The sequence below is a fragment of the Pseudomonas sp. Irchel 3H9 genome, assembly GCF_900187495.1.
GTDB classification, from domain to species: Bacteria; Pseudomonadota; Gammaproteobacteria; order Pseudomonadales; family Pseudomonadaceae; genus Aquipseudomonas; species Aquipseudomonas sivasensis.
The window spans coordinates 119,284-143,895 of record NZ_FYDK01000001.1; the positions used below are offsets into that span (position 1 = coordinate 119,284).

The window sequence follows — 24,612 nt, forward strand, 5'->3', positions numbered from 1 at the left end:
AAGGCTAAAAGAAATCGGAGCAGTTACCCTCGCGAGCGCCAGGCAGCTCATAGCGTTAGGTAACTCAAAAGGCGGCTCAGCAGACCGAGCCCGATCACCACCACCAGCACCACACCAAGGAGCAGCCACGGCCGGAAAGGCTTGCGCTCGACTCGGTTTTGGGAGAGTTGCAGATACTCTTCGACATGCTTTTGGTCGTCGGGGTTCAGGCGACTGGTCATATAAGGCCTCGTCAGGTAGACGTTGCAAAAGGGCGCCACGTTACAGTCGGGGTGGGATCAGAGGCTGATCCCCACGTCGAACACTATGCTGCGCCCCAGGTTGTTGCGCAAGAAATCCGGGGCGTCCGGGTGAGCGAACAGCACTCGCGCGAACGTTGGCCCCACCAGAGACAGCGAGCGCCAGCCTTGGCGCAAGTATTCGGTGGGGGGTGGGAAGTGGCTGTTGAGGTCGAGCACTTCGCGCTTGAGGCTGGTGAACGCGACAAGATCCAGTTCGCCCAGGTCCATCCCGCGCTCTTTGTAGTTGTGGGCCTTCTTGCGCAACGTGGGCGCCAGGCGCAGCAGGAATTCATGAGCGGGGATTCGCCGAGGCTTGGCTTCGCGCCGCACCAGTTGGCTGAGGGAGAATGCGCTACGCCGGCGCAGCAGTTCGTCTCGCCATTCGTCGTTCAGTCGCCGCCCTTCATCAAGCACGAAAAACACCTCGAAACTGGCATCGCGAAACAGCACATCCGGTGGTTCTTGACCTGCGGCATGAAACTCTTCAGCGCGGTAAGGCACGTTCAAACCTTGCAGCAGGCGCTGGCAGACCCAACGCTCACGCTCCCATTTGCGGGCATTGGACAGGAACGCGTTGGCTTGTTCGGCTGCTACGGTGAGCAGGCGCAAATAATCTGAGTCATCCATGCATGCAGCTTAGCGTCCAAATGATGACCGCAGGAAGTCCTGCCGCAAAAGCCAGGGTGTAGACTGGCCTTTCAAGCGTAATTCCCCCAAATGAGGAGCGTGCAGTGAAGTTTCTGGTGGTGTTGTTGCTAAGTCTTTTACCGGTATGGGCGCAGGCTGTTGAAGTGGGCGAGCGCCTCACTCCCTGGACCTTGCTCGATCAATTCGACCAAGCCTATACCCTCGATAACCATGCGCAGATTCTGCTGGTGGCGCGCAGCATGGACGCAGCGAAGCTGGTAGATGCTGCGCTGCAAGGCCAACCTAAAGGCTACTTAGAAGCACGGCACGCAGTGTTCGTCGCCGATATCCAGCGCATGCCTCGACTGATCGCCAAACTGTTCGCGGTACCCGCCATGCAATCCTACAACTACCGGGTCATGCTGGACCGTGACGCGCGTATCGCGCCGCGTTATCCCGCAGCGGCGGATAAAGTGCTGTGGCTGCAGCTGGAAAACGGTGCGTTGGTTTCTCAGCACGAATACGGCACTGCTGCCGAATTGCGCCAGGCCCTGGAGCAGGTGAGGCCGTGATCAGCGCCGCAGTGCTGGCGCCCACAACCCTGGGCATCGGCTGGCTGTTGTACGCGCCGGTGCTGCTATGGGCGATCCTGCGCTCGCCCTGGGTCGAGTTGTTTGCCGACCGGCGGCGCCAGCATTTGCTGTTCGGTACGGTGTTCGCACTGTTCATGTTGTGGCTGGTGCGGCGGGATTTCGACACTGGTGTGTCCTACCACTTTATTGGTATGACCGCCGTAACCCTGCTGCTGGATTGGCCCCTGGCCATCGTCGGTGGTTTTGCCGCCCAGTTCGGGTTAATGCTGCTTGGGCGCCAGGACCTGGCGGCCCTTGGCGTCAACGGCCTGCTGCTGGTCGTGCTGCCGGTGCTGATCACCGAAGGCTGTGCGCTTGTGGTCGAGCGGGCGCAGCCGCGCAATCCTTTCGTGTATATCTTTTGCTCCGGTTTTTTTGCTGCCGCGCTGTCCGCCTTGCTCTGCCTGTTACTGGGGTTGGGTTTGCTATGGTTTGACGGCCGTTTTGCCATGCCGGAATGGCTGGAAGATTTCGTCGGCTACCTGTGGCTGATCATCTTCCCAGAGGCCTTTATCAACGGCATGGTCATCAGCGCTCTGGTGGTGTTTTGCCCCGAATGGCTGGAGACCTTCAACCGCACCCGCTACCTCTCTGCGCCTTGGAAGGATGACGATTCGCAGCGTTGATCCAGATCAAACCCAGGGCGAGCGAGCAGGCCCATGCTCTGCCAAATTTTAGATAAGCAGGCGGGGAGCACGGATCATGGGTGTGTATGAGTGGGCACGGCAGGAGTTGCGAAAAAGCCAGGATGCGGCGCAGGAAATCGGTTTCGACCCAGGCCTGACCCTGCGGGCCATGCTCAGTGCGGTTGTGCAGCAGAGCAAGGGCGTGCGCAGTTTTGAAGACCTGGCCGACGAGCTGCAATACCTTGCAGAAAACCTCGACGACCAGCAGGAATACGCCTTTATGCGGCCTTAATGGCGAGGCGGCAGATCTTCGGAAAACAGTTCGTCTTCTGCGTCCGGGGCTACGGGGATCTTGTGTTCTTCAGCGGCCCAGGCGCCCAGATCGATGAGTTTGCAACGGTCCGAGCAAAACGGCCGGTTGAGATTGTCGGTTTTCCATTCCACGGGGGCGCCGCAGGTTGGGCAGTCGACGGTCAAGGGTTGGCTCATGATCGGCCTCCACGCAAAGTAAGGTAAAAGTGGTGCAGTCGCTCGACCTCGCTGTGCAGCCAGGCGAGGTCCTGATCATTGACCAGTACGTCATCGGCATGGTTCAGGCGGTCTTCACGGCTGGACTGAGCCTTTAGAATCGCCTGTACTTGCTGTTCGCTGATACCGTCGCGCTGCAGGGTACGCTGAATCTGCACCGATTGCGGCACGTCGATCACCAGGATGCGCTGGGTCATGCTGTACTGGCCGGACTCGATCAGCAGCGGCGACACCAGGATCGCGTAAGGCGAGCGCGCGCGCGCCAGGTGGCTGCGAATCTCCTCGCCGATCAGCGGGTGTAGCAAGCCTTCCAGCCATAAGCGCTCTTCAGGTACTTCAAAGATCAGCTTGCGCAACGTGGCGCGGTCCAGTTGACCGTCGGGCTGCAGCACGTGTGCACCAAAGTGCTCGGCGATGCGTGCCAGTGCCGGCCGGCCAGGCTCGACCACCCAGCGCGCGGCGTGGTCGGCGTCGACCAGGTCCACGCCCAGGTCGATAAAGTGCTGGGCCGCCGCGCTTTTACCGCTGCCGATGCCGCCGGTGAGGCCAAGAATCCAGGGTGTTGCAACAGAAGTGGTCATCTGAAACCGACAGACTGCAAATAGAAGTCGGTTATTTGACCACCCCAGAGCAATGCAATCCAGCCGGCAATTGCCAGATACGGACCAAACGGCATCGGGGCCGAAGCCTGAGTCTTGCGCACGCGCATCAGGATCAGCCCGATAACCACTCCCACCAGCGACGACATCAACAGTGTCATCGGCAAAATCTGCCAACCACCCCAGGCGCCGAGCAGAGCCAGTAACTTGAAGTCGCCGTGGCCCATGCCGTCCTTACCGGTGACCAATTTGAACAGCCAGAACACGCTCCATAAGCTCATGTAGCCGATCACTGTGCCCCAAAGGGCATCGGGTAAAGTTGTCAGTAATTCAAAGCTGTTGACGATCAACCCCAGCCACAGCAATGGCAGCACCAGCACATCAGGCAGTAATTGGTGGTCCGCGTCGATCAGGCTCATTGCCAGCAACCCCCAACTCAATATCAGCACTGCTGCGGCTTGCCAGCCAAAGCCGAAATGTAGGGCGACCCAGGCCGAGATCAGCCCGCACGCAAGTTCGGTGAAGGGGTAGCGTGTGCTGATGGTTGCCTGGCAGTGGGCGCAGCGGCCTCGGAGTATCAGGTAACTGAGCACCGGGATGTTTTCCCACGGCCGGATCGGATGATCACAGTGCGGGCAGCACGAGTTGGGGTGCATCAGGTTGTAGGTCGGCCCGGCAGGCTCAGCAGGTAAACCGAGCACTTCGTGGGCCTGAGCACGCCATTCCCGTTCGAGCATTTTTGGCAGGCGCCACACGAGCACATTGAGAAAACTGCCGACGATCAGCCCCAGTACCCACGCTATCGCCACAAAGGCCCATGGGTGCTCACTCAACAGCAAATTCAAAATGCGCTCCCCAGTTGGAAGACCGGCAGGTACATGGCGATGACCAGCGTCGCGACAATCCCCCCCAGAACCACCATGATCAGCGGTTCCATCAGGCTGGTGAGGCTGTCGACTTGGTCGTCCACGTCGTTCTCATAGTGGTTGGCGACTTTTTCCAGCATCTGTTCCAGCATGCCCGATTCTTCGCCGATTGCTGTCATCTGAATCGCCATACTGGGAAACAGGCCGCTGTTGGCCATGGAGTGATTCAACTGCATGCCAGTGGATACATCGTGACGCATATGTTCGATTGCCTGTTTGAACGGAGCATTGCCCACGGCGCCGGCGACTGAGTCCAAAGCCTGTACCAGTGGAACACCCGCTGCAAAGGTGGTGGACAACGTACGGGCGTAGCGGGCCACTGCGGATTTTGTCAGCAGTTTGCCTGCCAAGGGCGCATTCAACAAACCGGCGTCGAGCCAGTAGCGAAAACGCGGCGAGCTCCGATAGGCCTTACGCAACCCCATGATTCCGGCGGCAATGCCCAACACCAGCATCCACCAGGCTTGCTGCACGAATGCCGACAAGGCGATCACCTGCAAGGTAAGCGTTGGCAGCTTACCGTCAACCCCGGCGAACAGGGTCTGGAACTGCGGAACTACGTGAACCAGCAGTATGCCGGTGACCAGGCTGGCAACCACCAGGACCGCAACGGGGTAGGTCATGGCCTTTTTAATCCTGCCATTGAGTTGCTCGCTCTTTTCGCGGTGGATCGCTACCCGGTCCAGCAGGGTCTCCAGCGCACCCGCTTGTTCGCCCGCGGCCACCAGGTTGCAGTACAGCTCATCGAAGTAGCGCGGTTGTTTACGCAACGCCTCGGCCAGACTGGTGCCGGCTGCGATGTGCTGTTTCAGGTCTTGTACCAGCTCACGCACCGCGCGGTTGTCGAAGCCTTCGTTGATGATATCGAAGGCTTGCAAAAGGGGGATTCCGGCTCTGAGCAGCGTTGCCAGTTGGCGAGTGAACAGCGTGATGTCAGTGGCTTTAACCGAATGAGTAAGGCTTGGCAGCATCGGGGAGTGCTTGCGCACACGGCCAGGGCTGATGCCTTGCTGGCGTAGTTGCGCCTTGACCAGGGCAGGGTTGTGAGCCTTGGTTTGCCCGGACACCCTGCGCCCTTTTCGGTTGATGCCTTCCCAAGCATAAATCGTTGAAGCGTTGTTCATGTCGCGGTTCCGCATATAAACCTTCGAAGATTTATAGCGTAGTCAGGTGACGGATTCGGGCGTGTCGAGGGCGCAGGATAAAATGTCAGAATGTGCGTCTTGTGCGCGATTGACCGCTTACGGGTGAGTACACTGGCGCCGCTGAAAAAAACGGGGTGCAGGACGCGCCTTGTCATGAGTTCTATTCTGGAGAGTGAATGTGATGAGTCAAAAAGGCTTTACCTTGATCGAGTTGTTGATCGTCGTGGCAATCATCGGCATTTTGGCCACCATTGGCCTCCCGATGTACACCACACACCAGGCCAAGGCCAAGTTCACTGCCGGCCTAGCTGAAATTACTGCCTTGAAGGCCGGCTACGAAGACACCTTCAATCAGGGCACCGTACCTACCGTGGCCTTGATTGGCGGCACGACCCCAACCGCCAACTGCAAGATCGATGTTGCAGGCGACGTCACGACGGGCGTGGGCTCCATCAGTTGCGAAATACTTGATGCGCCAGCGCCTGTGCTGGGCAAGACCATCAGCCTGACGCGCAGCGCCACCGGCTGGAAATGCACTACAACTGCTGAAGAGAAATATGCCGGCAAGGGTTGCGGCGCATAACTGCTAAACCATCCACAGGGAAGTAGAGGTGGCCGATGGCATTATCCGTACAGCAGCGAGGCGGTGTGTTCCTGGTAGCAGTGGTGTGCTTGCTGACGATTGGGATCTGCGCACCGTTCAGTGGGCATGATCTGCAGCGCGTAGTGCAGATTGCCATCGGGGTCTGTGCGGTGCTGTATGGGCTGTCGGTTACCAGGCTTGAACCCTTGGTGGATAGGTTTACGGGCTGGGGCCTGGCGCTGGTTCTGGTGATGGGCATGGTGTCTTCGGTACTGGCCCATCAGCCGCTCTGGGCCTTCACCGAAGTGGCATTGTTTTTCAGTTGCGCTGCGATTGCGGTAGCGTTTGCCTTACTCCGGCGCCACGGCGGTGAGTCGATGGATCGTGCGCTGATACTGGTTGTGGTGCTGCTGTGCCTGATCAAAACCATCCAATATCTGTATGCCGGTGCGCTCGCATTCACCAGTGGTGCACGCACGCTGGATCCTGACCTGTTGCTGTCCGGCTTTTCCAACAAGCGCTTCTACGGTCAGTTCCAGACATTCACCCTGCCGTTACTGGTGCTTCCCCTGCTGATACCCAATATCTCCCGCGCCCTGCGAGGTGCGGCGTTTGCTTTGTTGTGCGTCTGGTGGCTGATTGCGATAAGCGGTGGTACGCGCGGTACATGGCTAGGGATGGGCGCGGCGGGTTTACTGCTGGCGCTGCTGGGGCCCTGGGGGCGACGCTGGATGGGGTGGCAGTTGGCCGCTGTCGCAGGCGGCCTGTTGTTGTACTGGCTGGTATTTACGGCGCTGGCCGACCACTTGGGGATTGTGCTTTCCAGTGGAGCCGGTGATCGCCTCACCACCTCGCTGTCTGGGCGTGGTCCAATCTGGTGGCAGGCATGGCATATGCTTGTCGAGCGGCCATGGCTCGGGTTCGGGCCGATGCATTTTGCTGATATTGCCAACGAGATCGCCGCCCATCCGCATCAGTCCGTTTTGCAATGGGCCAGCGAATGGGGTGTGCCGTCGGCACTATGCGTGGCGGTGTTGGCGTGGCGTTCCGGATGGGCCACGCTTGGTGTGCTGCGTGAGAGGGCGCTGTCTGCCGAGCGCGTTGATCTGTTGCGCTTATGTCTGTTTGCAGCGTTGGTCGGCGCCTTGGTGCAGTCCATGGTCGACGGCGTGATCGTGATGCCCATTTCCCAAGTCTGGCTGGCACTGACAATCGGCTGGCTAATGGCGCTGCATGTGTGGGGTGCCTCGGCAACGGTTGCGCTACCGCTGGTTGGGTGGGCTTGGAAAGTACTGAGTGTGCTGGCCGTTGGTCTGTTGATTGCGATTGCACTGCGCGATGTCCCTCACATCGCGCAAGCCCAGCAGCAATACCTGAGTGACCATGGAAATCACCTGCAACCACGTTTCTGGGCCCAGGGGGTCATTGCTCGCTGAGGGGTGTAAGTTGCCGGACGCCCGATGCGGTGCTAGCTTTAGCCCACCGCCCGTGTAGCTCAGTTGGTAGAGCAGCGCACTCGTAACGCGAAGGTCGCAGGTTCGATTCCTGTCTCGGGCATAAAGGCGCTACTGTTTTAGATGCCGTGTTTAAACGGCAACGTTTTCAGATGATCCCAGAATGGTTCTGAAGGCCAGACGAGTCGGCATTCATGCCCGCTCTTTTGTATCTGCGCAACCTTGATGACCCAGATGCATCCCCATTCCTCGATCTAAGAGAACAACATGACCACGACTGAAATGACCCAGGAAGTTCGACATCAAGCAGCCCTCGAAAAATACATCGGGGAATCGCCGCAGCTCAAAGAAGAGATCAAGGACCTGAGCGCCGATGATCAGCGCGACCAGATCCAGTGGGCATTCGAGGACGAGGCCGAGAGCCAGGGCCTCCAGCCTTGGGAGTTGACCCTCAAGTACACCTCGACACCGGAAGAGTTCGAAGCCGCACGGCTGGCCTTGCACAAAGAGGCGGCCGAGGTGCTGGGTGTGGATTGGGAAGAGTATTGCGAGATGAATAACCTGGTCGTCTGACGCCGACGTACTTGTGTGGTGTGCGGGGTAGCCCGCTCACCACAATCAAGCATCAAATATTGACCTCAGATGCTCAGTCGCATAGACAAGTCCACCGCCTTAACATCCTTGGTCATCGCGCCGATGGAGATGTAGTCCACTCCGGTTTCAGCGATGGGCAGCAGGGTGCTTTCATTGATCCCGCCACTGGCTTCCAGCTTCGCCTTGCCGCCGTTCAGGCGCACGGCTTCACGCATATCTTCCAGGCTCAATTCATCCAGCATGATGATGTCGGCGCCCGCTGCCAGTGCTTCGCGTAGTTCGTCCAAGCTTTCCACTTCGATTTCCACCGGCTTGCCGGGCGCGATTTTGTGCGCGGCGGTAATGGCTTGGGCGATACCACCGCAGGCCGCGATGTGGTTTTCCTTGATCAGGAACGCGTCATACAAGCCAATCCGGTGGTTGTGGCAGCCACCACAGGTCACGGCGTATTTCTGCGCCAGGCGCAGGCCGGGCAGGGTTTTTCGGGTATCCAGCAGCTTGACCTGGGTGCTGGCGACAAAATCTGCGAGGAACCGGGCGCGTGTGGCGACCCCGGACAGCAACTGCAGGAAGTTCAGGGCAGAGCGTTCGCCGGTGAGCAGCGAGCGCGCCGGGCCTTCGAGGTGGAACAGGGCTTGGTTGGGGCTGACGCGCTCGCCGTCGGCCACTTGCCAGTGCACGGCGACCCTTGGGTCCAGTTGGCGGAAGACTGCGTCTACCCAGGCCGTACCGGCAATCACAGCGATATCGCGGGTAATGATGGTGGCGGTGGCCAGCCGTTCGGTCGGGATCAACTGCGCGGTGATGTCGCCGCTGCCGATGTCTTCCAGCAGTGCACGGCGCACGTTGGCTTCGATTTCGGCGGTGAGGTCGGCAAGACGGAGGTTCGGCATAACAGGCTCCACAAACAAAGTGTCCCGATTATAGGGGTAGCGTGCATTCGAACCCAGAGTCACCGCTGATTTACCACGCAATGTCAGAGGGTGCTGGCGCAACGGCCCTCATTTGCAAGATAATCCTGCGCCTTGCAATTGGCGTCATAGCTTTGACGTCCTGGTGATGAGCGGTTTCCACAGCGCCCAACGGGCCTGTACCCGATCTTTCCCCAACTCAATACCGCCGTTTCAGGAGGCCAGGATGCACAATGACGGAAAGGTGGTGCCAATCAACAGGGCACACGCCACGCCATCGCCGCTCGCGCGCCTGCCGGTGGTACTGCTGCAGGTTCGCGACAGAGCCGCGCAACAGTTGCAGCAGGGGCTGCAGGAATTGTTCGATAACGCCGACGACACGTTGTTCGAGATGGCCGACAAGGCCCGCAGCAACGTGGATCACCATATTTTCTTTGAAGCCATGCGCGACCTGCGCCTCAAGCGCAAGAATTTCGAGCGCGTGTTCATGGAGCGGCTATTCCAAGCCTTTGGCGGCCTGGGTCAGGCGGGGAGGGGCGAGCTTCAGATGGTGCCGGTGATGTCCTATGACACGGCGCCAAGTTCATCCAAGGATGAATTGGAAAAAGCCGTGGCACTTGAGGCTATGGTCGGCCGGGTGCGCAACCGAGACGGCCTGGCGCTTGGGCAGTTGACCGCGCGCTTGAGTGCCTTGCTGGGCAATAACCTGGATGATCGTGAAAACCCTTTGGGCCCGGCGCTACTGTGCGAGTTTTTCCTGCGTGCGGGGCGCAGTTTGGGTGTGGAGATCCGCGTCAAACTGATCATGCTCAAACTGTTTGAAAAATACGTGCTCAGTGACGCCGACCAACTCTACGGGGAAGCCAACCAGTTGCTGGGCGCCACCGGCGTATTGCCGGAACTCAAGGCTGTACCCTCCCGTCGCCCTGGCGAGCGCGCCACTCGTGATTACCAGCGTGAAGCAGCATTGCCTAGCGCGGAGCAACCCGTCGACGAGAATGGCCAGCAAGCCTTCGCCGCTTTGCAGGCGCTGTTGGCCCCCGTGCGCGGTAGCGTGTCGCCTACGCTTGAGGCCAGCGCAGAACCCCAGCCCATCGCCACCCGCGACCTGTTGCGGCTGTTGTCCCATTTGCAGCAGTACGTGCCGGAGCCGGAAGTCGAAGATGATTTCGACCTGCGTAACCAGCTTGAGCAATTGCTCACCCGTGTCAGCGTCAAAAGTGGCAAGTCGCGGGTCGTGGAGGATGCGGACGAAGATGTAATCAACCTGATCGCCTTGCTGTTCGAATTTATCCTCAACGACCGCGCCGTGCCGGACGCCTTCAAGGCTTTGATCGGCCGACTGCAGATCCCACTGCTGAAAGTGGCAGTGCTGGACAAGAGTTTTTTCAGCCGTGCCAGCCACCCAGCGCGGCGCCTGTTGAATGAAATTGCCACGACCGCCATGGGCTGGAGCCCGGTCGCTGACTACCAGCGCGACAGTCTGTATCTGCGCATCGAGCAGGTGGTTCAGCGTTTGCTCAATGAGTATGTCGAAGACCCGGCGATTTTTTCCCTGTTGCTGACTGAGTTCAATGCGTTTACCGCTGATGAGCGTCGGCGCTGCGAGTTGCTTGAGCAGCACACTCGCGACGCCGAAGAAGGGCGCGTGCGCACTGACGCGGCGCGAGCACGGGTGGCCGAGGTGCTCAATCGACGGCTATTGGGCAAGGTTTTACCGCGAGCTGTGGTGCTGTTTCTGCAACAGGCCTGGAGTCAGGTGCTGTTGCTGGCCAGCCTCAAGTACGGCGAGCAGTCGGTGCAATGGCAAGCAGCGCTGCGGACCATGGATGAGCTGATCTGGAGTGTGAGCCTGCAGCAAGACACCGAAGCCGGGGGCCATTTAGTAGAGCAGTTGCCGGGCTTGCTCAAGGCCCTGCGCGACGGGTTGACCAGCGCAGCCTTCGACCCCTTCAGCACCCGTGATTTTTTTGTTCGTTTGCAGGCCCTGCATGTCCAGCCGACCGAGGGTGTCGATGGGTTGATCGAAGTGCGCGAACCTTTAGTGCTCAGCACAACGCCGCCTGGTTCAGTTGAAGATCTCCCGGCGGATGATCCGGACCTGCTCAAGGTTTACAAATTGCGGATCGGTGATTGGGTCGTGTTCCAGCCAGGGCAGCCCAGCGCTCTGCGGTGCAAGCTGATGGCGATCATGGCACCGGCCAATACCTACGTTTTTGTTGGCCGCACCGGGCTCAAAGTCCTGGATAAAAGTGCAGGCCAACTGGCGCTGGCGTTCAAGCGTGGGGCGCTGTACATCCTGGATGATGGGCCGCTGTTCGAGCGAGCACTGGCGGCAGTGGTGGGACAACTGCGTCAACTCAATCGCGGCAAGTGATCGCAACCACGGGGTCGAACGCGGCATACTGGTCACACTTAGTCACGTTCAAGGATCCTGTATGCAGTTGGACCCCGCCAGCGGTTGGTGCCAGGGCATTCGCCATTGCCCTTCGCCCAACTTCAACGAGCGCCCCACAGGCGAAATCTCACTGTTGGTGGTGCATAACATCAGCCTGCCACCGGCGCAGTTCGCCACTGGCAAGGTGCAGGAGTTTTTCCAGAATCGCCTGGATGTCACGGAACATCCCTACTTTGAAGGGATTGCAGAGCTACGGGTGTCTGCGCATTTTCTGATTGAGCGCGACGGCGCGGTGACGCAGTTTGTGTCCTGCATCGACCGCGCCTGGCATGCCGGGGTTTCATGCTACGAAGGGCGTGAAACCTGTAATGACTTTTCCTTGGGTATAGAGCTGGAGGGCACGGATGACTTGCCCTTCACCGACGCCCAATATAGGTCGCTGATCGACCTTACCCTTCAGTTGCTGGCGGCCTATTCCGGTATTACGCCGCAGCGCATATGCGGTCACAGCGATATCGCCCCGGGGCGCAAGACCGATCCCGGCCCCGCTTTTGATTGGACGCGCTTTCGCAGCGCTCTGCAGGATGGAGGACACGCACGATGAGTTTTCTGGTATTGGTGCTGGCGGTGTGGATCGAGAAGTTCTCGGCCATGCGCCAGCGATTGCAGCGTGACGGCGGCTGGTTGCGTGAATTGGCCAAGTTGGAGTCGAGCCCGCGCCTGGGCAAGCAACCTTGGCTGATTCTGGTCCTGTTGGTGTTGCTGCCGGTGGCGTTGCTGGCGTTGTTGCTGCTGGTGCTGGAACCAGTGGCCTATGGCTTGTTGGCGCTGCCGGTGCACCTGCTGGTGGTGATCTACAGCTTGGGCCGTGGTGATCTGTTGGCCGGGCTTGGGCCGTTTCGCGACGCTTGGCGCCGGGGTGATCTGCAAGCTTCCGAGCACGTGGCCGAGCGCGACCTGAAGCTGGGTGCCGACAGCGGTGAGCAACTGCTGGAACGCGTTCAGGGCCATTTGTTGTGGCAGGCTTACCAGAGCTTTTTCGCAGTGATTTTCTGGTACTTCCTGTTGGGGCCGGTCGCCGCGCTGGCCTATCGGCTTTTGGCCCTGGCCAGTGAGCACAGCCAGAACCCACTGGTGGCCGAACGCGCCGGGCAATTGCGTCATGCGTTTGACTGGTTACCGGTGCGCCTGCTGGCGGCCAGCTTTGCCTTGGTGGGCAATTTCGTCGCAGTCAGTCGTGTCATGCTTCACGAGCTGCTGAACTGGGACATCAGCGCCGCGCAATTGGTGGAAAAAGTCGGCCTGGTCGCTGCTGAAATCCCGCCGCCGGTGGTAGGTGCAGACGGCATCAATAGCCTGGATCGGCTTTGGGAGCTGCTGCTGCGCGCGGCAGTGCTGTGGTATGCCGGTTTCGCCATTTGGACTGTGCTGCCTTGACCCTCCGACAGGAGCGAGTCCTTCGCTCCTGTCGTTAACCTTAAGTTACAAAACTCCCTTTCAAATTGAGCTATATAGACAGAGCGCCAAATAGTGGCTTTCTGCCGCCGCCCTGCGCCTCAATAAAAATAAAAGAAAAGGGAGTTCACCTGTGAAGAGCTTGCTCTATCCCGCCATCGCGCTGATGAATCGCCTGAGCTTCGGCATGAAATTCAGCCTGATCAGCGTGCTGTTCCTGCTGCCGATGCTCGCGACCAACTATTACCTGGTGCGTGATTCCTGGCGCGAATTCCAGGGCACCCGTGTCGAACTGCAAAGCCTTGATCTGCTCGGCAGCAGCCTGGCCCTGCGCCGAGATCTGGAGACCCTGAATAACCAGGTGCAGATCAACGCAACCCTCGGCCAGTCCGGCAAAGCCGGTGACCTTGAGGCCAAGATCGGCGCCTTGGAGCAGAGCGTGCTCACCCGTTTGCAAGGCCTAAACCCGATGGCCACCGAGCCCGAGCAAATCACTGTGTTTGAAGGCAAGCGCGACGAACTGATCGCCGCCTTCAAGGCCCAGCAACAGGAAACTTCGTTGCTGAGCAAAAGTGCGCTGATCGGCAAGTTGCTGAATAAAGCGCAGATGCTCAGCCAGATCATTGCCAGCCAATCCGGCTTGAGCCGTGACCCGCAGAGCGATTTACGCCAACTCAGCGAACTGATCACCAGTGTCACCCCCCAAGTCACTCAAACCCTGGGAGAAGGGCGGGCGATGGGCGCTTACTCCCTGGGACAGGGCTTCCTCAATTCCTCCTCAAGCACCCGTTTTGACGAACTGCTGCAACAGCTGGAAAAACTCCAGGCCGAATACGGCTTAAAATTGCAGGACGCCCTGGGCTCCAGCAAAGCCGCCCACGCTGCGCTTGATGGCTTGGCGAAGGCCAGCAACGCCAGCCTCAAGCAAGGCAGCGAGTTGTTTGAAGAGCAGGTGGTCATGGCTGAAACCCTCGAAGCTCCTTGGCAGGCTTTCTACGACAGCGTCAGCCAATTGATGGCCAAGACCTATCAGCTCGATGACGCCACCCTGAGTTTTCTCGGGCAGCAACTGGATCAGCGCCTGGCGCAGAACCGTACACACATGGTGGTACTGGTCTCGGCACTGACAGCGGTATTTCTGCTGATCTTCTATCTGTACGCAGGCTTCTACGCCTCGACGCGCACCACCCTGCGACGCCTGGGGGCGATGATGGACAAGGTGGCGGCCGGCGACATGACCGTCACGTTTGTCGCCCAAAGCCGCGACGAGTTGGGCGATCTCGGCCAGGTGTTCAACGGCACCGTGGCGAAAATCCATGACTTGATCGAACGCGTCGGTCACACCGTCAGCCAGGTCGAACTGCAGGCCGGACAAGTGGAAACGGTTTCGGCCCGCAGCAATCAAGCGGTCTCTGGCCAGCGCACGCAAATCGAACAAGTGGCGACGGCCATGAACCAGATGTCGGCCACCGCCCAGGAAGTGGCGCGCAGTGCGGCCGCGGCGGTCAGCAGTGCTCACAGCGTCAACGATGAAACCGCAAGTGGCCGTGGCCTGGTGCAATCCCAGCAGAGCAGCATTGCGCGGCTGGCCTCGGAGATAGATTTGTCAGTGGGGGTCATCAACCAACTGGCCACTGACAGCCAGTCGATCAGCAGCGTGTTGGAAGTCATTAAAAGCATCGCCGAGCAAACTAACCTGCTGGCGCTCAACGCGGCGATTGAGGCCGCGCGGGCTGGTGAGCAGGGACGCGGTTTTGCGGTGGTGGCCGATGAAGTGCGCACGCTGGCTCGGCGCACTCAGCATTCCACCGAAGAAATCGAACAGATGATCAGCCGCCTGCACAGCGGTGTCGGCGCGGCAGTGAAGGCCATGGGCACCAGCCATGAAATGGCCAGCGGTACCGTCGGCCAATCGGAAAAGGTCCAGCAGGCGCTGGAAAATATCCTCGGCGCCGTCGGCATGATCGTCGACCAGAACCAGCAAATCGCTGCCGCCGTGGAACAACAGACTGCCGTCGCCCACGATATCGACCAGAACATCGTCGAAATCAATCGGGCCGGCGAACATGCGGCCCAAGGCGCACATCAGACCGAGGCGGCAAGCCGGCAGCTCTCATTGCAGGTGATCGAGTTGAAGCAATTGATCGGGGCCTTTCGCGTGTAAGGGGGCGGAGTAGGATTGGTCTTCTGGTGATGTAGTTCTCGTCTGGATTTCTCTGGGTGCCTTTTTTGTTCGCGGGAATGAGTGAGAATTTATTTCACTCAATCCCGCTTAAGGGGAGGCACGACGATGACCACCGCCGCTGGCATCAAGGGGCACTGCGCCCATTGCGACATCACGTTTGAACTCAAGCCCTGGCAACTGAATGCCATCGCCATCGAAGAACCCTTCGACTGCCCCTACTGTCAGCATGTGTTGGAACTGAACTGCCCACGGCAATTGCGTCACTTCAAAGCGCTGGACCACTGGGCGCTGGTACGCCCGAGCATGGCGATATTGACCAGCGTGGTGCTGATCGTGGCACTGGTGACTGAATGGGTGGGGCTGATCAGCGTGATCGGCCAGCTCAACGTGTCACTGTTGGTGCTGTTGGTGCATTTCCTGGTGCTGCGCTACGCCCGCCATCGGCAGCGAATGACCCTTAACCTGCAAGCGGTGATCCCGGTCTTACCACTTGAGCAGCTCCCACGCATTGCGTGTGCTAGCCTCGGCCAGCAATAGCGGGCTGGTGCCCATGCGTTCGGCCAGGGCGGTGCAGATCTCGGGCAGGTGCTCAGGGCTATTGCGCTGGCCTGGGTACATGGCCGGTGCCATGTCGGGGGCGTCGGTTTCCAGTACCACCGCGTCCAGCGGCAATTGCGCCAGCACCTTGTGCATGCGCAAAGCCTGGGGCCACGTGGCGGCACCGCCGAGGCCGAGCTTGAAGCCCAGCTTGATGTACTCGTGGGCTTCCTCCCGGCTTCCGGCGAACGCGTGGATGATGCCACCTCGTGGAAGGCGGATGCGCTTGAGGGTGGCGATCACGGCTGCGTGGCTGCGGCGTACGTGCAGCAGCGCCGGCAGTTGGAAGTCCACGGCCAGTTTGAGCTGGGCTTCGAACAGGCTTTGCTGGCGCTCGCGGTCCAGGTGTTCAAGGAAGTAATCCAGGCCAATTTCGCCCACCGCACACAGTTGCCGGTGGCCGTGCAGGCGGCTCAGCCATTCGCCCAATGCCGTGAGGTCGGCGGGACGGTGGTCGTCCAGGTACACCGGGTGCAAGCCGAAAGCCGCGAACAATCCTTCATCCGCCTGCACCAGATCCCACAGTCGCTGCCAATTTTGCTGATACACCCCTAACACCACCATGCGTTGCACCCCGAGTGTACGGCTGCGGGCGAGGACTTGCGGGCGATCGTTGTCGAAGTCCGGGAAGTCCAAGTGGGTATGGGTGTCGATCAGCTCCACGCTCAGGCCTCGTGGATCCGCTGTTTGAAGGTCCGGCCGATCGCATGCACGCCCGGTTGGTACTGCTCTTCTTCAATCGCGGCCAAGGCCAGGCGCAAGGCAGCGTCGGCAATCAGTTGATGTTGCTGGGCCATGGCGTTGACCGGCAGCGGCAGAAAATCCAGCAGCTGAGTGTCACCAAAGGTGCCCAAGCGCAGCGGGCGCGACTTGAGTGGGAAGTCATGCAGCGCGTCAAACACACCCTGCAAGAGCACGTAGGACGTGGTCACCAGTGCGTCAGGCAAATGCCCCAGTCGTTGCAGAAGTTGCTCCATCAACTGTCTGCCGCAATCACGGCTGAAGGATTCGCCGTGTTCGACGATCACCTCGCCTGTGAAGCCTTGCAGCGCTTCACGAAAACCATCGGCACGCTCCTGGCTGATGTTCAGCTCAGGCCGTGCGCCGATCAGCACGATCTGTTTGGGCAGTGGTTGCAGCAGGCTGCTGGTCAGTTGCTGGCACGCCTGGCGGTCGTCGCTGACCACTGAGCAGAACTGGTCTGGTTCCATCACCCGGTCGATAGCGATCACCGGTAAGCCTTTGGCTTGCAGCTCGCGGTAGCTGTTATCGCTGGCGGGCAGGCAACTGGCCACGAACAACGCATCGCAACGCCGCGCGCGGAACAGTTGCAGCAGTTGGCGCTCGCTGTCCGCCTCATCGTCGGAACTGGCGATCAGCAACTGATAGCCGCGCGCGCGGGCGCCTTGTTCCAATAGCTTGGCGATTCGTGCGTAACTGGGGTTTTCCAAGTCGGGCAGAATAAAGCCCAAGGTGCGCGTGTGCCGACTGCGCAGCCCGGCGGCTTGGGGGTTGGGCGTAAAGCCATGGGCTTCGACCACGGCACGCACTCGCTCAACGGTGGCGTTGCTGATGCGTTGCTGTTCGGCCTTGCCATTGATGACGTAGCTGGCGGTGGTCACGGACACACCGGCTAGACGCGCGATATCACTGAGTTTCAAACCGGGATTTCCTTGTTTTTTGGAGCTTGCCCCGACATTTTTTCCAATCGTAACCGATTCCAGCCTACGACCCATGTTCCAGCTCAAGTGCCGAGTGGTCCTTCAAGGATGCACAATTAACGCGTAATCTGCCTTAAATTCTAGATTAAACGTTTCAGCCAGCGTATTTTTACGACGTTCGCTACTGAGTGCCTACTGCCAATTGACTACTCAGTCAGTTATTACCGAACGCCTCTACACTGTTTTATTCAAAACAATACCTAGTGCACCCATTGCACTAACTAGGAGAACGGCATGCTTGAGCTCACTGTAGAGCAGATATCCATGGGCCAAGTGGCTGCGGATAAATCTGCTGCCTTGCACCTGCTCGCTGACAAACTGGTGGCTGATGGCCTGGTCGCCGAGGGATACCTCAGCGGCTTGCAAGCCCGTGAAGCCCAAGGCTCGACCTTTCTCGGCCAGGGTATTGCCATCCCCCACGGCACTCCCGAAACCCGCGACCAAGTGTTTTCCACCGGCGTGCGCCTGTTGCAGTTCCCCGAAGGGGTGGACTGGGGCGACGGTCAGATTGTCTACCTGGCCATCGGCATTGCCGCCAAGTCCGATGAACACCTGCGCCTGCTGCAACTGCTCACCCGCGCCCTCGGTGAAACCGATCTGGGCCAGGCCTTGCGCCGTGCTGGCAGCGCTGAAGCGTTGCTGAAACTGCTGCAAGGCGCCCCGCAGGAGCTGGCGCTGGACGCGCAGATGATCAGCCTGGGCGTGTCCGCCGATGACTTCGAAGAGCTTGTCTGGAGAGGCGCACGCCTGTTGCGCCAGGCCGATTGTGTGAGCAATGGTTTCGCCGCTGTGTTGCAGCAGGTCGATGCGTTGCCCCTGGGCGATGGCTTGTGGTGGTTGCACAGCGAGCAGACGGTCAAGCGCCCTGGTCTGGCGTTCGTCACGCCCGACAAACCCATGCGCTATCTCGGTCAGCCGCTCAATGGCCTGTTCTGCCTCGCCAGCCTGGGCGAAGCCCATCAGGCGTTGCTTGAACGCCTGTGCGCGCTGTTGATCGAAGGCCGAGGCCAGGAATTGGGTCGCGCCACCAGCAGCCGTGCGGTACTCGAAGTGCTGGGTGGTGAACTGCCGCCGGACTGGCCGAGCGCCCGCATCACCCTGGCCAACGCCCATGGCCTGCACGCGCGGCCGGCGAAGATCCTCGCGCAATTGGCAAAAAGTTTTGAAGGCGACATCCGTGTGCGCATCGTCGATGGCCCCGTGGGCGCCGTGTCGGTGAAGAGCCTGAGCAAGTTGCTCAGCCTGGGCGCCCGTCGCGGCCAGGTGCTGGAGTTTGTCGCCGAGCCGACCATTGCTGGTGATGCGCTGCCCGCGCTGTTGGCGGCAGTAGAAGAGGGCCTGGGTGAAGAGGTCGAGCCATTGCCGACCGCGAGCGCCCAGCCTGCCATCGTTGAGGCCGAACCCACGCTCAGCGCACCGCTGGCCGGCAGCCAGGTCCAGGCCATCGCCGCTGCGCCCGGCATTGCCATCGGCCCTGCGCATGTGCAGATCCAGCAAGTGTTCGATTACCCGCTGCGCGGTGAGTCCTCGGCCATTGAGCGCCAGCGCCTGCAAGATGCACTCGCTGAGGTACGCCGCGATATCCATGGCCTGATCGAGCGCAGCCAATCCAAGGCGATTCGCGAGATTTTTATCACCCACCAGGAAATGCTCGACGACCCGGAACTCACCGATGAAGTCGACACCCGTCTCAAGCAAGGCGAAAGCGCCGAAGCCGCCTGGATGAGCGTGATCGAAGCCGCCGCCAAGCAGCAGGAGTCGTTGCAGGATGCTCTTCTCGCTGAACGCGCCGCCGATCTGCGTGACATTGGCCGGCGGGTGCTGGCCCAACTGTGCGGTGTCGAAACCGCCCAAGAGCCTACCGAGCCCTACATCCTGGTGATGGACGAAGTCGGCCCTTCAGACGTTGCCCGTCTGGACCCGGCTCGCGTTGCCGGCATCCTCACTGCCCGTGGTGGCGCTACGGCCCACAGCGCTATCGTCGCCCGTGCCCTTGGTATCCCCGCGCTGGTCGGCGCCGGTCCGGCCGTGTTGCTGCTGGCCTCCGGCACGCCGCTGTTGCTGGATGGCCAGCGCGGTCGCCTGCACGTGGACGCCGACGCCGCCACCCTGCAACGCGCTACCGTCGAGCGCGACACCCGCGAACAACGCCTACAAGCCGCCTCGGCCCAGCGTCACGAGCCAGCTGTCACCCGTGACGGCCACGCCGTGGAAGTGTTTGCCAATATTGGCGAGAGCGCAGGTGTTGCCAAAGCGGTCGAGCAGGGCGCCGAAGGCATTGGCCTGTTGCGTACCGAACTGATCTTCATGGCCCACCCGCAAGCCCCGGACGAAGCCACCCAGGAAGCCGAATACCGCCGCGTTCTCGACGGCCTCGACGGGCGCCCGCTGGTGGTGCGCACCCTTGATGTGGGCGGCGATAAACCGTTGCCTTACTGGCCGATTGCCGAGGAAGAAAACCCCTTCCTTGGTGTGCGTGGCATTCGCCTAACGCTGCAACGCCCGCAGATCATGGAGGCGCAATTGCGCGCGCTGTTGCGCTCGGCGGATAACCGTCCCCTTCGCATCATGTTTCCCATGGTCGGCAGCGTGGATGAATGGCGCGCAGCCCGGGACATGACCGAGCGCCTGCGCCTGGAAATCCCGGTGGCCGACCTGCAACTGGGCATCATGATCGAAGTGCCATCCGCTGCGTTGTTGGCGCCGGTGCTGGCCAAAGAGGTCGACTTCTTCAGCGTTGGCACCAACGACTTGACCCAGTACACCCTGGCCATCGACCGTGGCCACCCGACCTTGTCGGCCCAGGCCGATGGCCTGCACCCCGCGGTACTGCAACTGATCGATATCACCGTGCGTGCGGCCCATGCCCATGGCAAATGGGTCGGCGTATGCGGCGAGCTGGCGGCAGACCCGCTGGCGGTGCCGGTGCTGGTCGGGCTGGGTGTGGATGAGTTGAGTGTGTCCGCCCGCAGCATTCCTGAAGTGAAGGCGCGGGTGCGTGAATTCAGTCTGAGCGAGGCCCAGAGCCTGGCGCAAAAAGCACTGGCGGTGGGTTCTCCTGCTGAAGTGCGTGCCCTTGTGGAGGCTGTGTAAATGGCAAGGATTCTAAGCCTGACGCTGAACCCGGCGTTGGACCTTACGGTGCGCCTGCCGCGCCTGGAACCCGGTGAAGTCAACCGCAGCGACACCGTGCTCACCCATGCCGCCGGCAAGGGTGTGAATGTGGCGCAAGTGTTGGCAGATCTTGGGCATCAGGTGACCGTGGGCGGCTTTCTGGGGGAGGACAATCCTCAAGCTTTTGAGGCCCTGATCGCACGCCGTGGTTTTGCCGACGCGTTTATCCGCGTCCCCGGCGAAACCCGCAGCAATATCAAGATTGCCGAGCAGGACGGCCGGGTCACCGACATCAACGCGCCAGGGCCGCTGGTCAGTGAGCAGGCGCAACAGGCGTTGCTCGATCAGCTCACGCGAATTGCCCCCGGGCATGACGCGGTGGTGGTCGCCGGCAGCTTGCCTCGCGGCGTCACCCCGCAGTGGTTGCATGGGGTGTTGGTGCAGTTGAAACACCTCGGTTTGAAAGTCGCGCTGGACACCAGCGGCGAAGCGTTGCGCGCCGGTTTGCAGGCGGGCCCGTGGTTGGTCAAACCCAATACTGAGGAACTCGCCGACGCTCTGGATAACGCTGCGGATGCCATCAGCCAACTGCATCAACAAGGTGTGGAACATGTGGTGGTCTCCGACGGCGCCGCAGGCGTGAGCTGGTACAGCTCGGGCGCCACACTGCATGCGACGCCGCCCAAGGTCACGGTGGCCAGCACCGTAGGCGCTGGCGACTCGCTGCTGGCAGGCATGCTCCACGGTCTGCTCAGCGGCGAAGCCCCCGAGCACACCCTGCGCCGCGCCACTGCGATTGCTGCGATGGCGGTGACGCAGATCGGTTTTGGCATCAGCGATGACGCGCAGTTGGCGCACCTCGAAAGCGGCGTCCTCGTACGCCCGCTGACAGAACAATAAGAGGGTTTGTGATGAAGTTAGCCATTGTTACTGCCTGCCCGAACGGCATGGTCACCAGTGTGCTGTGTGCCCGCTTGTTGGACGCTGCCGCGCAACGCCAGGGTTGGAGCACCAGCGTTGAAGTGGTGGATGTGCAGCACCCGGAACGCGCGCTGTCCCAGGCGACCATCGACGCTGCCGAGTGGGTGTTGCTGGTCAGCAGCACCCCGGTGGATATGCAGCGCTTTGTCGGCAAGCGCGTGTTCCAGAGCACGCCGGCCCAAGCGCTGGCGGATGTTGAAGCGGTATTGCGCCGGGGCGCTGAAGAAGCACTGGTGCATGTCGCCAGCCAAGCGCCAGCGGCGTCGAAGCAGGCACCGCGTATCGTTGCGGTTACCGCTTGCCCCACTGGCGTGGCCCATACCTTCATGGCCGCCGAAGCCTTGCAGCAGACGGCCAAGCGCCTGGGCTATGACTTGCAGGTCGAGACCCAAGGCTCGGTCGGCGCACGCACGCCGCTGAGCCCGGAGGCTATCGCCAACGCGGACGTGGTGTTGCTCGCGGCGGACATTGAAGTCGCCACCGAGCGCTTCGCCGGCAAGAAGATCTACCGCTGCGGCACCGGTATCGCGCTCAAGCAATCCGAAGCGACCCTCAACAAGGCCTTGGCCGAAGGCGCGGTGGAAAACGCGGGCAACGCTGCCGTGGCCAAGAAAGAAAAAACCGGCGTGTACAAACACCTGCTCACCGGGGTGTCGTTCATGTTGCCGATGGTGGTGGCGGGCGGCTTGCTGATCGCTTTGTCGTTTGCCTTTGGCATTCACGCGTTCGAGCAGGAAGGTACTTTGGCGGCCGCGTTGAAAACCGTCGGCAACAGCGCCTTTACGCTGATGGTGCCGCTGTTGGCGGGTTATATCGCGTACTCGATTGCCGACCGTCCGGGTATCGCACCGGGTATGATCGGCGGCCTGTTGGCCGGCACGTTGGGGGCGGGGTTTATCGGCGGCATCCTTGCCGGTTTCCTGGCGGGTTACTGCGTCAAGTTGATCACCCGTGCTGTGCAATTACCGCAAAGCATGGAGGCGCTCAAGCCGATCCTGATCATCCCGTTGCTGGCGAGCCTGATTACCGGCCTGGCGATGATCTATCTGGTGGGCCCGCCTGTGGCGCGCATGCTGACCAGTCTCACGGATTTCCTCAGCACCATGGGCACCACCAATGCGGTGCTGTTGGGCATCCTGCTGGGCGGCATGATGTGCGTGGATCTGGGCGGGCCGATCAACAAGGCAGCCTATGCGTTTTCGGTGGGTTTGCTGGCAGCGTCCAGTGGGGCGCCGATGGCCGCGACCATGGCGGCCGGCATGGTGCCGCCGATTGGCATGGGCATCGCAACGTTCCTGGCGCGTCGTAAATTTGCCCAGACCGAGCGCGAAGCCGGCAAGGCCGCGATGATCCTTGGCCTGTGCTTTATCTCTGAAGGCGCGATCCCGTTTGCGGCTAAAGACCCGCTGCGGGTGATCCCGGCCAGCATCGCCGGTGGCGCGTTGACTGGCGCTTTGTCGATGTATTTCGGCTGCAAACTCGCCGCGCCCCATGGTGGGCTGTTTGTGCTGGTGATCCCGGGTGCGATCAACCACGCGCTCTTTTACCTGTTGGCGATTGTCGCGGGTAGCCTGTTGACCGGTTTGGTCTATGCCGTGATCAAACGTCCTGAAACGGTGGAACTGGCTGTCGCACCGGTGTCATAAACGCGTGCTTAAGTGGCCCTTTTGATACTCAAGAGGGCACCTGCATGAGCCATTTCGATCTGGGCCGGCGCCGTGTGATGCAAGTCGTCGGCGCCGGCCTTTTGCTGCCGGGTCTGGCGCCGGCGGTGATTGCTTCGGTGAAGGACCGGCCGCAACTCACCGACGGCGTACAGTCCGGCGACCTACTGGGCGACCGCGCCCTGATCTGGAGCCGCAGCGACCGCCCGGCGAGGATGGTGGTGGAGTGGGACACCCGCAGCGTGTTCAGCAACCCACGCCGATTCATCTCGCCTTTGGCCGACAACCGCAGCGACTTCACCGCCCGCGTCGAACTCACCGGGCTGCCCGCCGACCAGGCGATCTTCTATCGTGTGCACTTCGAAGACGCGCAAACCGGTGTCGCCAGCGAGCCGTGGTTCGGCCACCTGCGCAGCGTGCCGCAACAGCGTCGCGACATCCGGTTTGTGTGGAGTGGCGACACCGTCGGCCAAGGCTTCGGCATCAACCCGGACATCGGCGGCATGCGCATCTACGAAGCCATGCGCCTGCGCCTGCCGGACTTCTTTATCCACAGCGGCGACACCATCTACGCCGACGGCCCGGTGCCGGCGCAACTGCCCACCGAAGGCGGACGCATCTGGCGCAATATCACCACCGAGGCCAAGAGCAAAGTTGCTGAAACCCTCGACGAATACCGCGGCAACTACCGCTATAACCTGCTGGATGAAAACGTACGCCGCTTCAATGCTGAAGTGCCGCAGATCTGGCAGTGGGACGACCACGAGGTTGTGAACAACTGGTCGCCCAGCAAGCAACTCGATGAGCGTTACCAGACCAAGGACATCAACACCCTGGTCGGTCGTGCGCGCCAGGCCTGGTTGGAATATGCGCCGATGCGTTTGCAGGGCGCCGATGGCGGTGGGCGGATTTATCGCAAGCTAAGCTACGGGCCGCTGCTGGATGTGTTTGTGCTGGATATGCGCAGCTATCGCGGCGGCAACGATGACAATCTGGGCAGTGAAAAACCCTTCCTTGGCCGCGAACAGCTGGACTGGCTCAAGCGCGAACTCAAGGCTTCGACGGCGCAATGGAAAGTGATCGCCGCCGACATGCCCATTGGCCTGGGTGTGCCCGACGGTGAAGTCAGCCCCGGCGTGCCGCGCTGGGAGGCGATTGCCAATGGTGACCCCGGCCCGGCGCAAGGGCGCGAGCTGGAAATCGCCGAACTGTTGGCATTTCTGCGCGCGCAGAAAGTACGTAATCACGTGTGGCTGACGGCGGATGTGCACTACTGCGCGGCGCATCACTATCACCCGGATCGGGCGGCGTTTCAGGATTTTGAGCCGTTCTGGGAGTTTGTTGCCGGGCCTTTGAATGCGGGCAGCTTCGGCCCGAACCCCTTGGATAAAACCTTTGGCCCTGAGGTGGTGTTCGAGAAGGCCCCACCCGTGCAGAACACCTCGCCGTTTGCCGGGTTTCAGTTTTTTGGCGAAGTGCAGATTGATGGGCAGACAGCGGAGTTGACTGTGACTTTGCGCGACCTGGATGGGGTCTCGGTATTCCAGCAAAAACTGCAACCGGTCTGACTTGAAATGCACTCTAAATGAGG

The 24,612-nt window shown here is 60.7% G+C and carries 24 protein-coding genes and 1 tRNA gene; 16 read left to right on the forward strand and 9 right to left on the reverse strand.

Going from position 1 to position 24,612, the window contains the following annotated elements; translation table 11 throughout:
• Nucleotides 1-47: 47 nt before the first annotated feature.
• Both CKW32_RS00625 and CKW32_RS00630 read right to left on the reverse strand, forming a co-directional pair.
• A complete protein-coding gene (locus tag CKW32_RS00625; RefSeq protein WP_032886188.1) occupies nt 48-221 on the reverse strand; it encodes a DUF3094 family protein in 174 nt (57 codons plus the stop codon).
• 57 nt (nt 222-278) lie between these two features.
• On the reverse strand, nt 279-908 hold the full coding sequence (locus CKW32_RS00630; protein ID WP_032886189.1) for a DUF1780 domain-containing protein: 630 nt from the start codon (nt 906-908) through the stop codon (nt 279-281).
• A gap of 104 nt (nt 909-1,012) precedes the next feature.
• Here CKW32_RS00630 and CKW32_RS00635 point away from each other — a divergent pair, with 104 nt between their 5' ends.
• The 3 genes from CKW32_RS00635 to CKW32_RS00645 all read left to right on the forward strand — a co-directional run bounded on the left by CKW32_RS00635 (nt 1,013) and on the right by CKW32_RS00645 (nt 2,458).
• The gene (locus tag CKW32_RS00635; RefSeq protein ID WP_032886190.1) at nt 1,013-1,480 is read left to right on the forward strand and encodes a hypothetical protein; all 468 of its coding nucleotides are present in this window, start codon (nt 1,013-1,015) and stop codon (nt 1,478-1,480) included.
• Entirely contained in the window at nt 1,477-2,166 is a 690-nt protein-coding gene (locus CKW32_RS00640) for an energy-coupling factor ABC transporter permease (protein ID WP_032886191.1), read from the forward strand. Before CKW32_RS00635 ends, CKW32_RS00640 begins: the two co-directional genes overlap by 4 nt.
• Before the next feature lie 76 nt (nt 2,167-2,242).
• Complete coding sequence (locus tag CKW32_RS00645; protein WP_032886192.1) at nt 2,243-2,458, forward strand: hypothetical protein; 216 nt, start codon at nt 2,243-2,245, stop codon at nt 2,456-2,458.
• Here CKW32_RS00645 and yacG read toward each other — a convergent pair.
• Genes yacG through CKW32_RS00665 form a run of 4 tightly spaced genes read right to left on the reverse strand, consistent with a single transcriptional unit; the run spans nt 2,455 to nt 5,343 of the window.
• On the reverse strand, nt 2,455-2,655 hold the full coding sequence (gene yacG / locus CKW32_RS00650) for a DNA gyrase inhibitor YacG (RefSeq protein WP_032886193.1): 201 nt from the start codon (nt 2,653-2,655) through the stop codon (nt 2,455-2,457). The two genes, CKW32_RS00645 and yacG, sit on opposite strands and share 4 nt — an antisense overlap.
• Complete coding sequence (gene coaE, locus CKW32_RS00655; protein WP_095183796.1) at nt 2,652-3,275, reverse strand: dephospho-CoA kinase; 624 nt, start codon at nt 3,273-3,275, stop codon at nt 2,652-2,654. Before coaE ends, yacG begins: the two co-directional genes overlap by 4 nt.
• Nucleotides 3,272-4,138: an A24 family peptidase gene (locus tag CKW32_RS00660; RefSeq protein ID WP_095183797.1), complete on the reverse strand. Its 867-nt coding sequence runs from the start codon at nt 4,136-4,138 to the stop codon at nt 3,272-3,274. The genes coaE and CKW32_RS00660 overlap by 4 nt, the downstream gene beginning before the upstream one ends.
• The gene (locus tag CKW32_RS00665) at nt 4,135-5,343 is read right to left on the reverse strand and encodes a type II secretion system F family protein (protein ID WP_095183798.1); all 1,209 of its coding nucleotides are present in this window, start codon (nt 5,341-5,343) and stop codon (nt 4,135-4,137) included. The genes CKW32_RS00660 and CKW32_RS00665 overlap by 4 nt, the downstream gene beginning before the upstream one ends.
• A gap of 202 nt (nt 5,344-5,545) precedes the next feature.
• On the opposite strand from CKW32_RS00665, the gene CKW32_RS00670 reads away from it, so the two are divergent.
• From CKW32_RS00670 to CKW32_RS00685, 4 genes are all read left to right on the forward strand, one after another.
• Nucleotides 5,546-5,947: a pilin gene (locus tag CKW32_RS00670; protein ID WP_095183799.1), complete on the forward strand. Its 402-nt coding sequence runs from the start codon at nt 5,546-5,548 to the stop codon at nt 5,945-5,947.
• A 35-nt stretch (nt 5,948-5,982) separates the two neighbouring features.
• Complete coding sequence (locus tag CKW32_RS00675) at nt 5,983-7,383, forward strand: O-antigen ligase (RefSeq protein WP_095183800.1); 1,401 nt, start codon at nt 5,983-5,985, stop codon at nt 7,381-7,383.
• Nucleotides 7,384-7,431: 48 nt separating this feature from the next.
• Nucleotides 7,432-7,504 (forward strand) — tRNA-Thr (locus CKW32_RS00680).
• A 164-nt stretch (nt 7,505-7,668) separates the two neighbouring features.
• Entirely contained in the window at nt 7,669-7,974 is a 306-nt protein-coding gene (locus CKW32_RS00685) for a DUF6388 family protein (protein WP_032886199.1), read from the forward strand.
• Between the two features lie 65 nt (nt 7,975-8,039).
• Here CKW32_RS00685 and nadC read toward each other — a convergent pair whose 3' ends face one another.
• Nucleotides 8,040-8,888: a carboxylating nicotinate-nucleotide diphosphorylase gene (nadC, locus tag CKW32_RS00690; RefSeq protein ID WP_032886200.1), complete on the reverse strand. Its 849-nt coding sequence runs from the start codon at nt 8,886-8,888 to the stop codon at nt 8,040-8,042.
• 244 nt (nt 8,889-9,132) lie between these two features.
• Here nadC and CKW32_RS00695 point away from each other — a divergent pair, with 244 nt between their 5' ends.
• From CKW32_RS00695 to CKW32_RS00715, 5 genes are all read left to right on the forward strand, one after another.
• On the forward strand, nt 9,133-11,283 hold the full coding sequence (locus CKW32_RS00695) for a DUF1631 domain-containing protein (RefSeq protein WP_095183801.1): 2,151 nt from the start codon (nt 9,133-9,135) through the stop codon (nt 11,281-11,283).
• Nucleotides 11,284-11,344: 61 nt separating this feature from the next.
• Entirely contained in the window at nt 11,345-11,908 is a 564-nt protein-coding gene (gene ampD / locus CKW32_RS00700) for a 1,6-anhydro-N-acetylmuramyl-L-alanine amidase AmpD (RefSeq protein ID WP_032886202.1), read from the forward strand.
• On the forward strand, nt 11,905-12,741 hold the full coding sequence (ampE, locus tag CKW32_RS00705; RefSeq protein WP_095183802.1) for a regulatory signaling modulator protein AmpE: 837 nt from the start codon (nt 11,905-11,907) through the stop codon (nt 12,739-12,741). Before ampD ends, ampE begins: the two co-directional genes overlap by 4 nt.
• Nucleotides 12,742-12,892: 151 nt before the next feature.
• Nucleotides 12,893-14,923 (forward strand): methyl-accepting chemotaxis protein, encoded by a 2,031-nt coding sequence (locus tag CKW32_RS00710; protein WP_095183803.1) that lies wholly within the window; start codon nt 12,893-12,895, stop codon nt 14,921-14,923.
• 126 nt (nt 14,924-15,049) lie between these two features.
• A complete protein-coding gene (locus tag CKW32_RS00715; protein ID WP_095183804.1) occupies nt 15,050-15,481 on the forward strand; it encodes a hypothetical protein in 432 nt (143 codons plus the stop codon).
• On the opposite strand, the gene CKW32_RS00720 is transcribed toward CKW32_RS00715, so the two are convergent.
• Nucleotides 15,428-16,204, reverse strand: a complete 777-nt coding sequence (locus tag CKW32_RS00720) for a TatD family hydrolase (RefSeq protein WP_095183805.1) — start codon at nt 16,202-16,204, stop codon at nt 15,428-15,430. The genes CKW32_RS00715 and CKW32_RS00720 overlap by 54 nt on opposite strands.
• A 2-nt stretch (nt 16,205-16,206) precedes the next feature.
• Nucleotides 16,207-17,202 (reverse strand): catabolite repressor/activator, encoded by a 996-nt coding sequence (cra, locus tag CKW32_RS00725; RefSeq protein WP_095183806.1) that lies wholly within the window; start codon nt 17,200-17,202, stop codon nt 16,207-16,209.
• A 294-nt stretch (nt 17,203-17,496) separates the two neighbouring features.
• Here cra and ptsP point away from each other — a divergent pair, with 294 nt between their 5' ends.
• The 4 genes from ptsP to CKW32_RS00745 are packed head-to-tail and all read left to right on the forward strand — an operon-like array spanning nt 17,497 to nt 24,589.
• Nucleotides 17,497-20,355 carry a phosphoenolpyruvate--protein phosphotransferase gene (ptsP, locus tag CKW32_RS00730; protein ID WP_095183807.1) on the forward strand — a complete coding sequence of 953 codons (2,859 nt, stop codon included), beginning with the start codon at nt 17,497-17,499 and terminating at the stop codon, nt 20,353-20,355.
• Complete coding sequence (gene pfkB, locus CKW32_RS00735) at nt 20,356-21,276, forward strand: 1-phosphofructokinase (protein WP_095183808.1); 921 nt, start codon at nt 20,356-20,358, stop codon at nt 21,274-21,276.
• A gap of 11 nt (nt 21,277-21,287) precedes the next feature.
• Nucleotides 21,288-23,003: a PTS fructose-like transporter subunit IIB gene (locus tag CKW32_RS00740; RefSeq protein WP_095183809.1), complete on the forward strand. Its 1,716-nt coding sequence runs from the start codon at nt 21,288-21,290 to the stop codon at nt 23,001-23,003.
• 44 nt (nt 23,004-23,047) lie between these two features.
• A complete protein-coding gene (locus tag CKW32_RS00745) occupies nt 23,048-24,589 on the forward strand; it encodes an alkaline phosphatase (protein WP_095183810.1) in 1,542 nt (513 codons plus the stop codon).
• Nucleotides 24,590-24,612 lie beyond the last annotated feature (23 nt).

Bases quoted from the DNA above. Each gene is read 5' to 3' on its own strand.
- CKW32_RS00625 (WP_032886188.1), bottom strand. From the start codon at position 221: ATGACCAGTCGCCTGAACCCCGACGACCAAAAGCATGTCGAAGAGTAT.
- CKW32_RS00630 (WP_032886189.1), bottom strand. From the start codon at position 908: ATGGATGACTCAGATTATTTGCGCCTGCTCACCGTAGCAGCCGAACAA.
- CKW32_RS00645 (WP_032886192.1), top strand. From the start codon at position 2,243: ATGGGTGTGTATGAGTGGGCACGGCAGGAGTTGCGAAAAAGCCAGGAT.
- yacG (WP_032886193.1), bottom strand. From the start codon at position 2,655: ATGAGCCAACCCTTGACCGTCGACTGCCCAACCTGCGGCGCCCCCGTG.
- coaE (WP_095183796.1), bottom strand. From the start codon at position 3,275: ATGACCACTTCTGTTGCAACACCCTGGATTCTTGGCCTCACCGGCGGC.
- CKW32_RS00665 (WP_095183798.1), bottom strand. From the start codon at position 5,343: ATGAACAACGCTTCAACGATTTATGCTTGGGAAGGCATCAACCGAAAA.
- CKW32_RS00670 (WP_095183799.1), top strand. From the start codon at position 5,546: ATGAGTCAAAAAGGCTTTACCTTGATCGAGTTGTTGATCGTCGTGGCA.
- CKW32_RS00675 (WP_095183800.1), top strand. From the start codon at position 5,983: ATGGCATTATCCGTACAGCAGCGAGGCGGTGTGTTCCTGGTAGCAGTG.
- CKW32_RS00685 (WP_032886199.1), top strand. From the start codon at position 7,669: ATGACCACGACTGAAATGACCCAGGAAGTTCGACATCAAGCAGCCCTC.
- nadC (WP_032886200.1), bottom strand. From the start codon at position 8,888: ATGCCGAACCTCCGTCTTGCCGACCTCACCGCCGAAATCGAAGCCAAC.
- CKW32_RS00695 (WP_095183801.1), top strand. From the start codon at position 9,133: ATGCACAATGACGGAAAGGTGGTGCCAATCAACAGGGCACACGCCACG.
- ampD (WP_032886202.1), top strand. From the start codon at position 11,345: ATGCAGTTGGACCCCGCCAGCGGTTGGTGCCAGGGCATTCGCCATTGC.
- ampE (WP_095183802.1), top strand. From the start codon at position 11,905: ATGAGTTTTCTGGTATTGGTGCTGGCGGTGTGGATCGAGAAGTTCTCG.
- CKW32_RS00715 (WP_095183804.1), top strand. From the start codon at position 15,050: ATGACCACCGCCGCTGGCATCAAGGGGCACTGCGCCCATTGCGACATC.
- ptsP (WP_095183807.1), top strand. From the start codon at position 17,497: ATGCTTGAGCTCACTGTAGAGCAGATATCCATGGGCCAAGTGGCTGCG.
- pfkB (WP_095183808.1), top strand. From the start codon at position 20,356: ATGGCAAGGATTCTAAGCCTGACGCTGAACCCGGCGTTGGACCTTACG.
- CKW32_RS00740 (WP_095183809.1), top strand. From the start codon at position 21,288: ATGAAGTTAGCCATTGTTACTGCCTGCCCGAACGGCATGGTCACCAGT.
- CKW32_RS00745 (WP_095183810.1), top strand. From the start codon at position 23,048: ATGAGCCATTTCGATCTGGGCCGGCGCCGTGTGATGCAAGTCGTCGGC.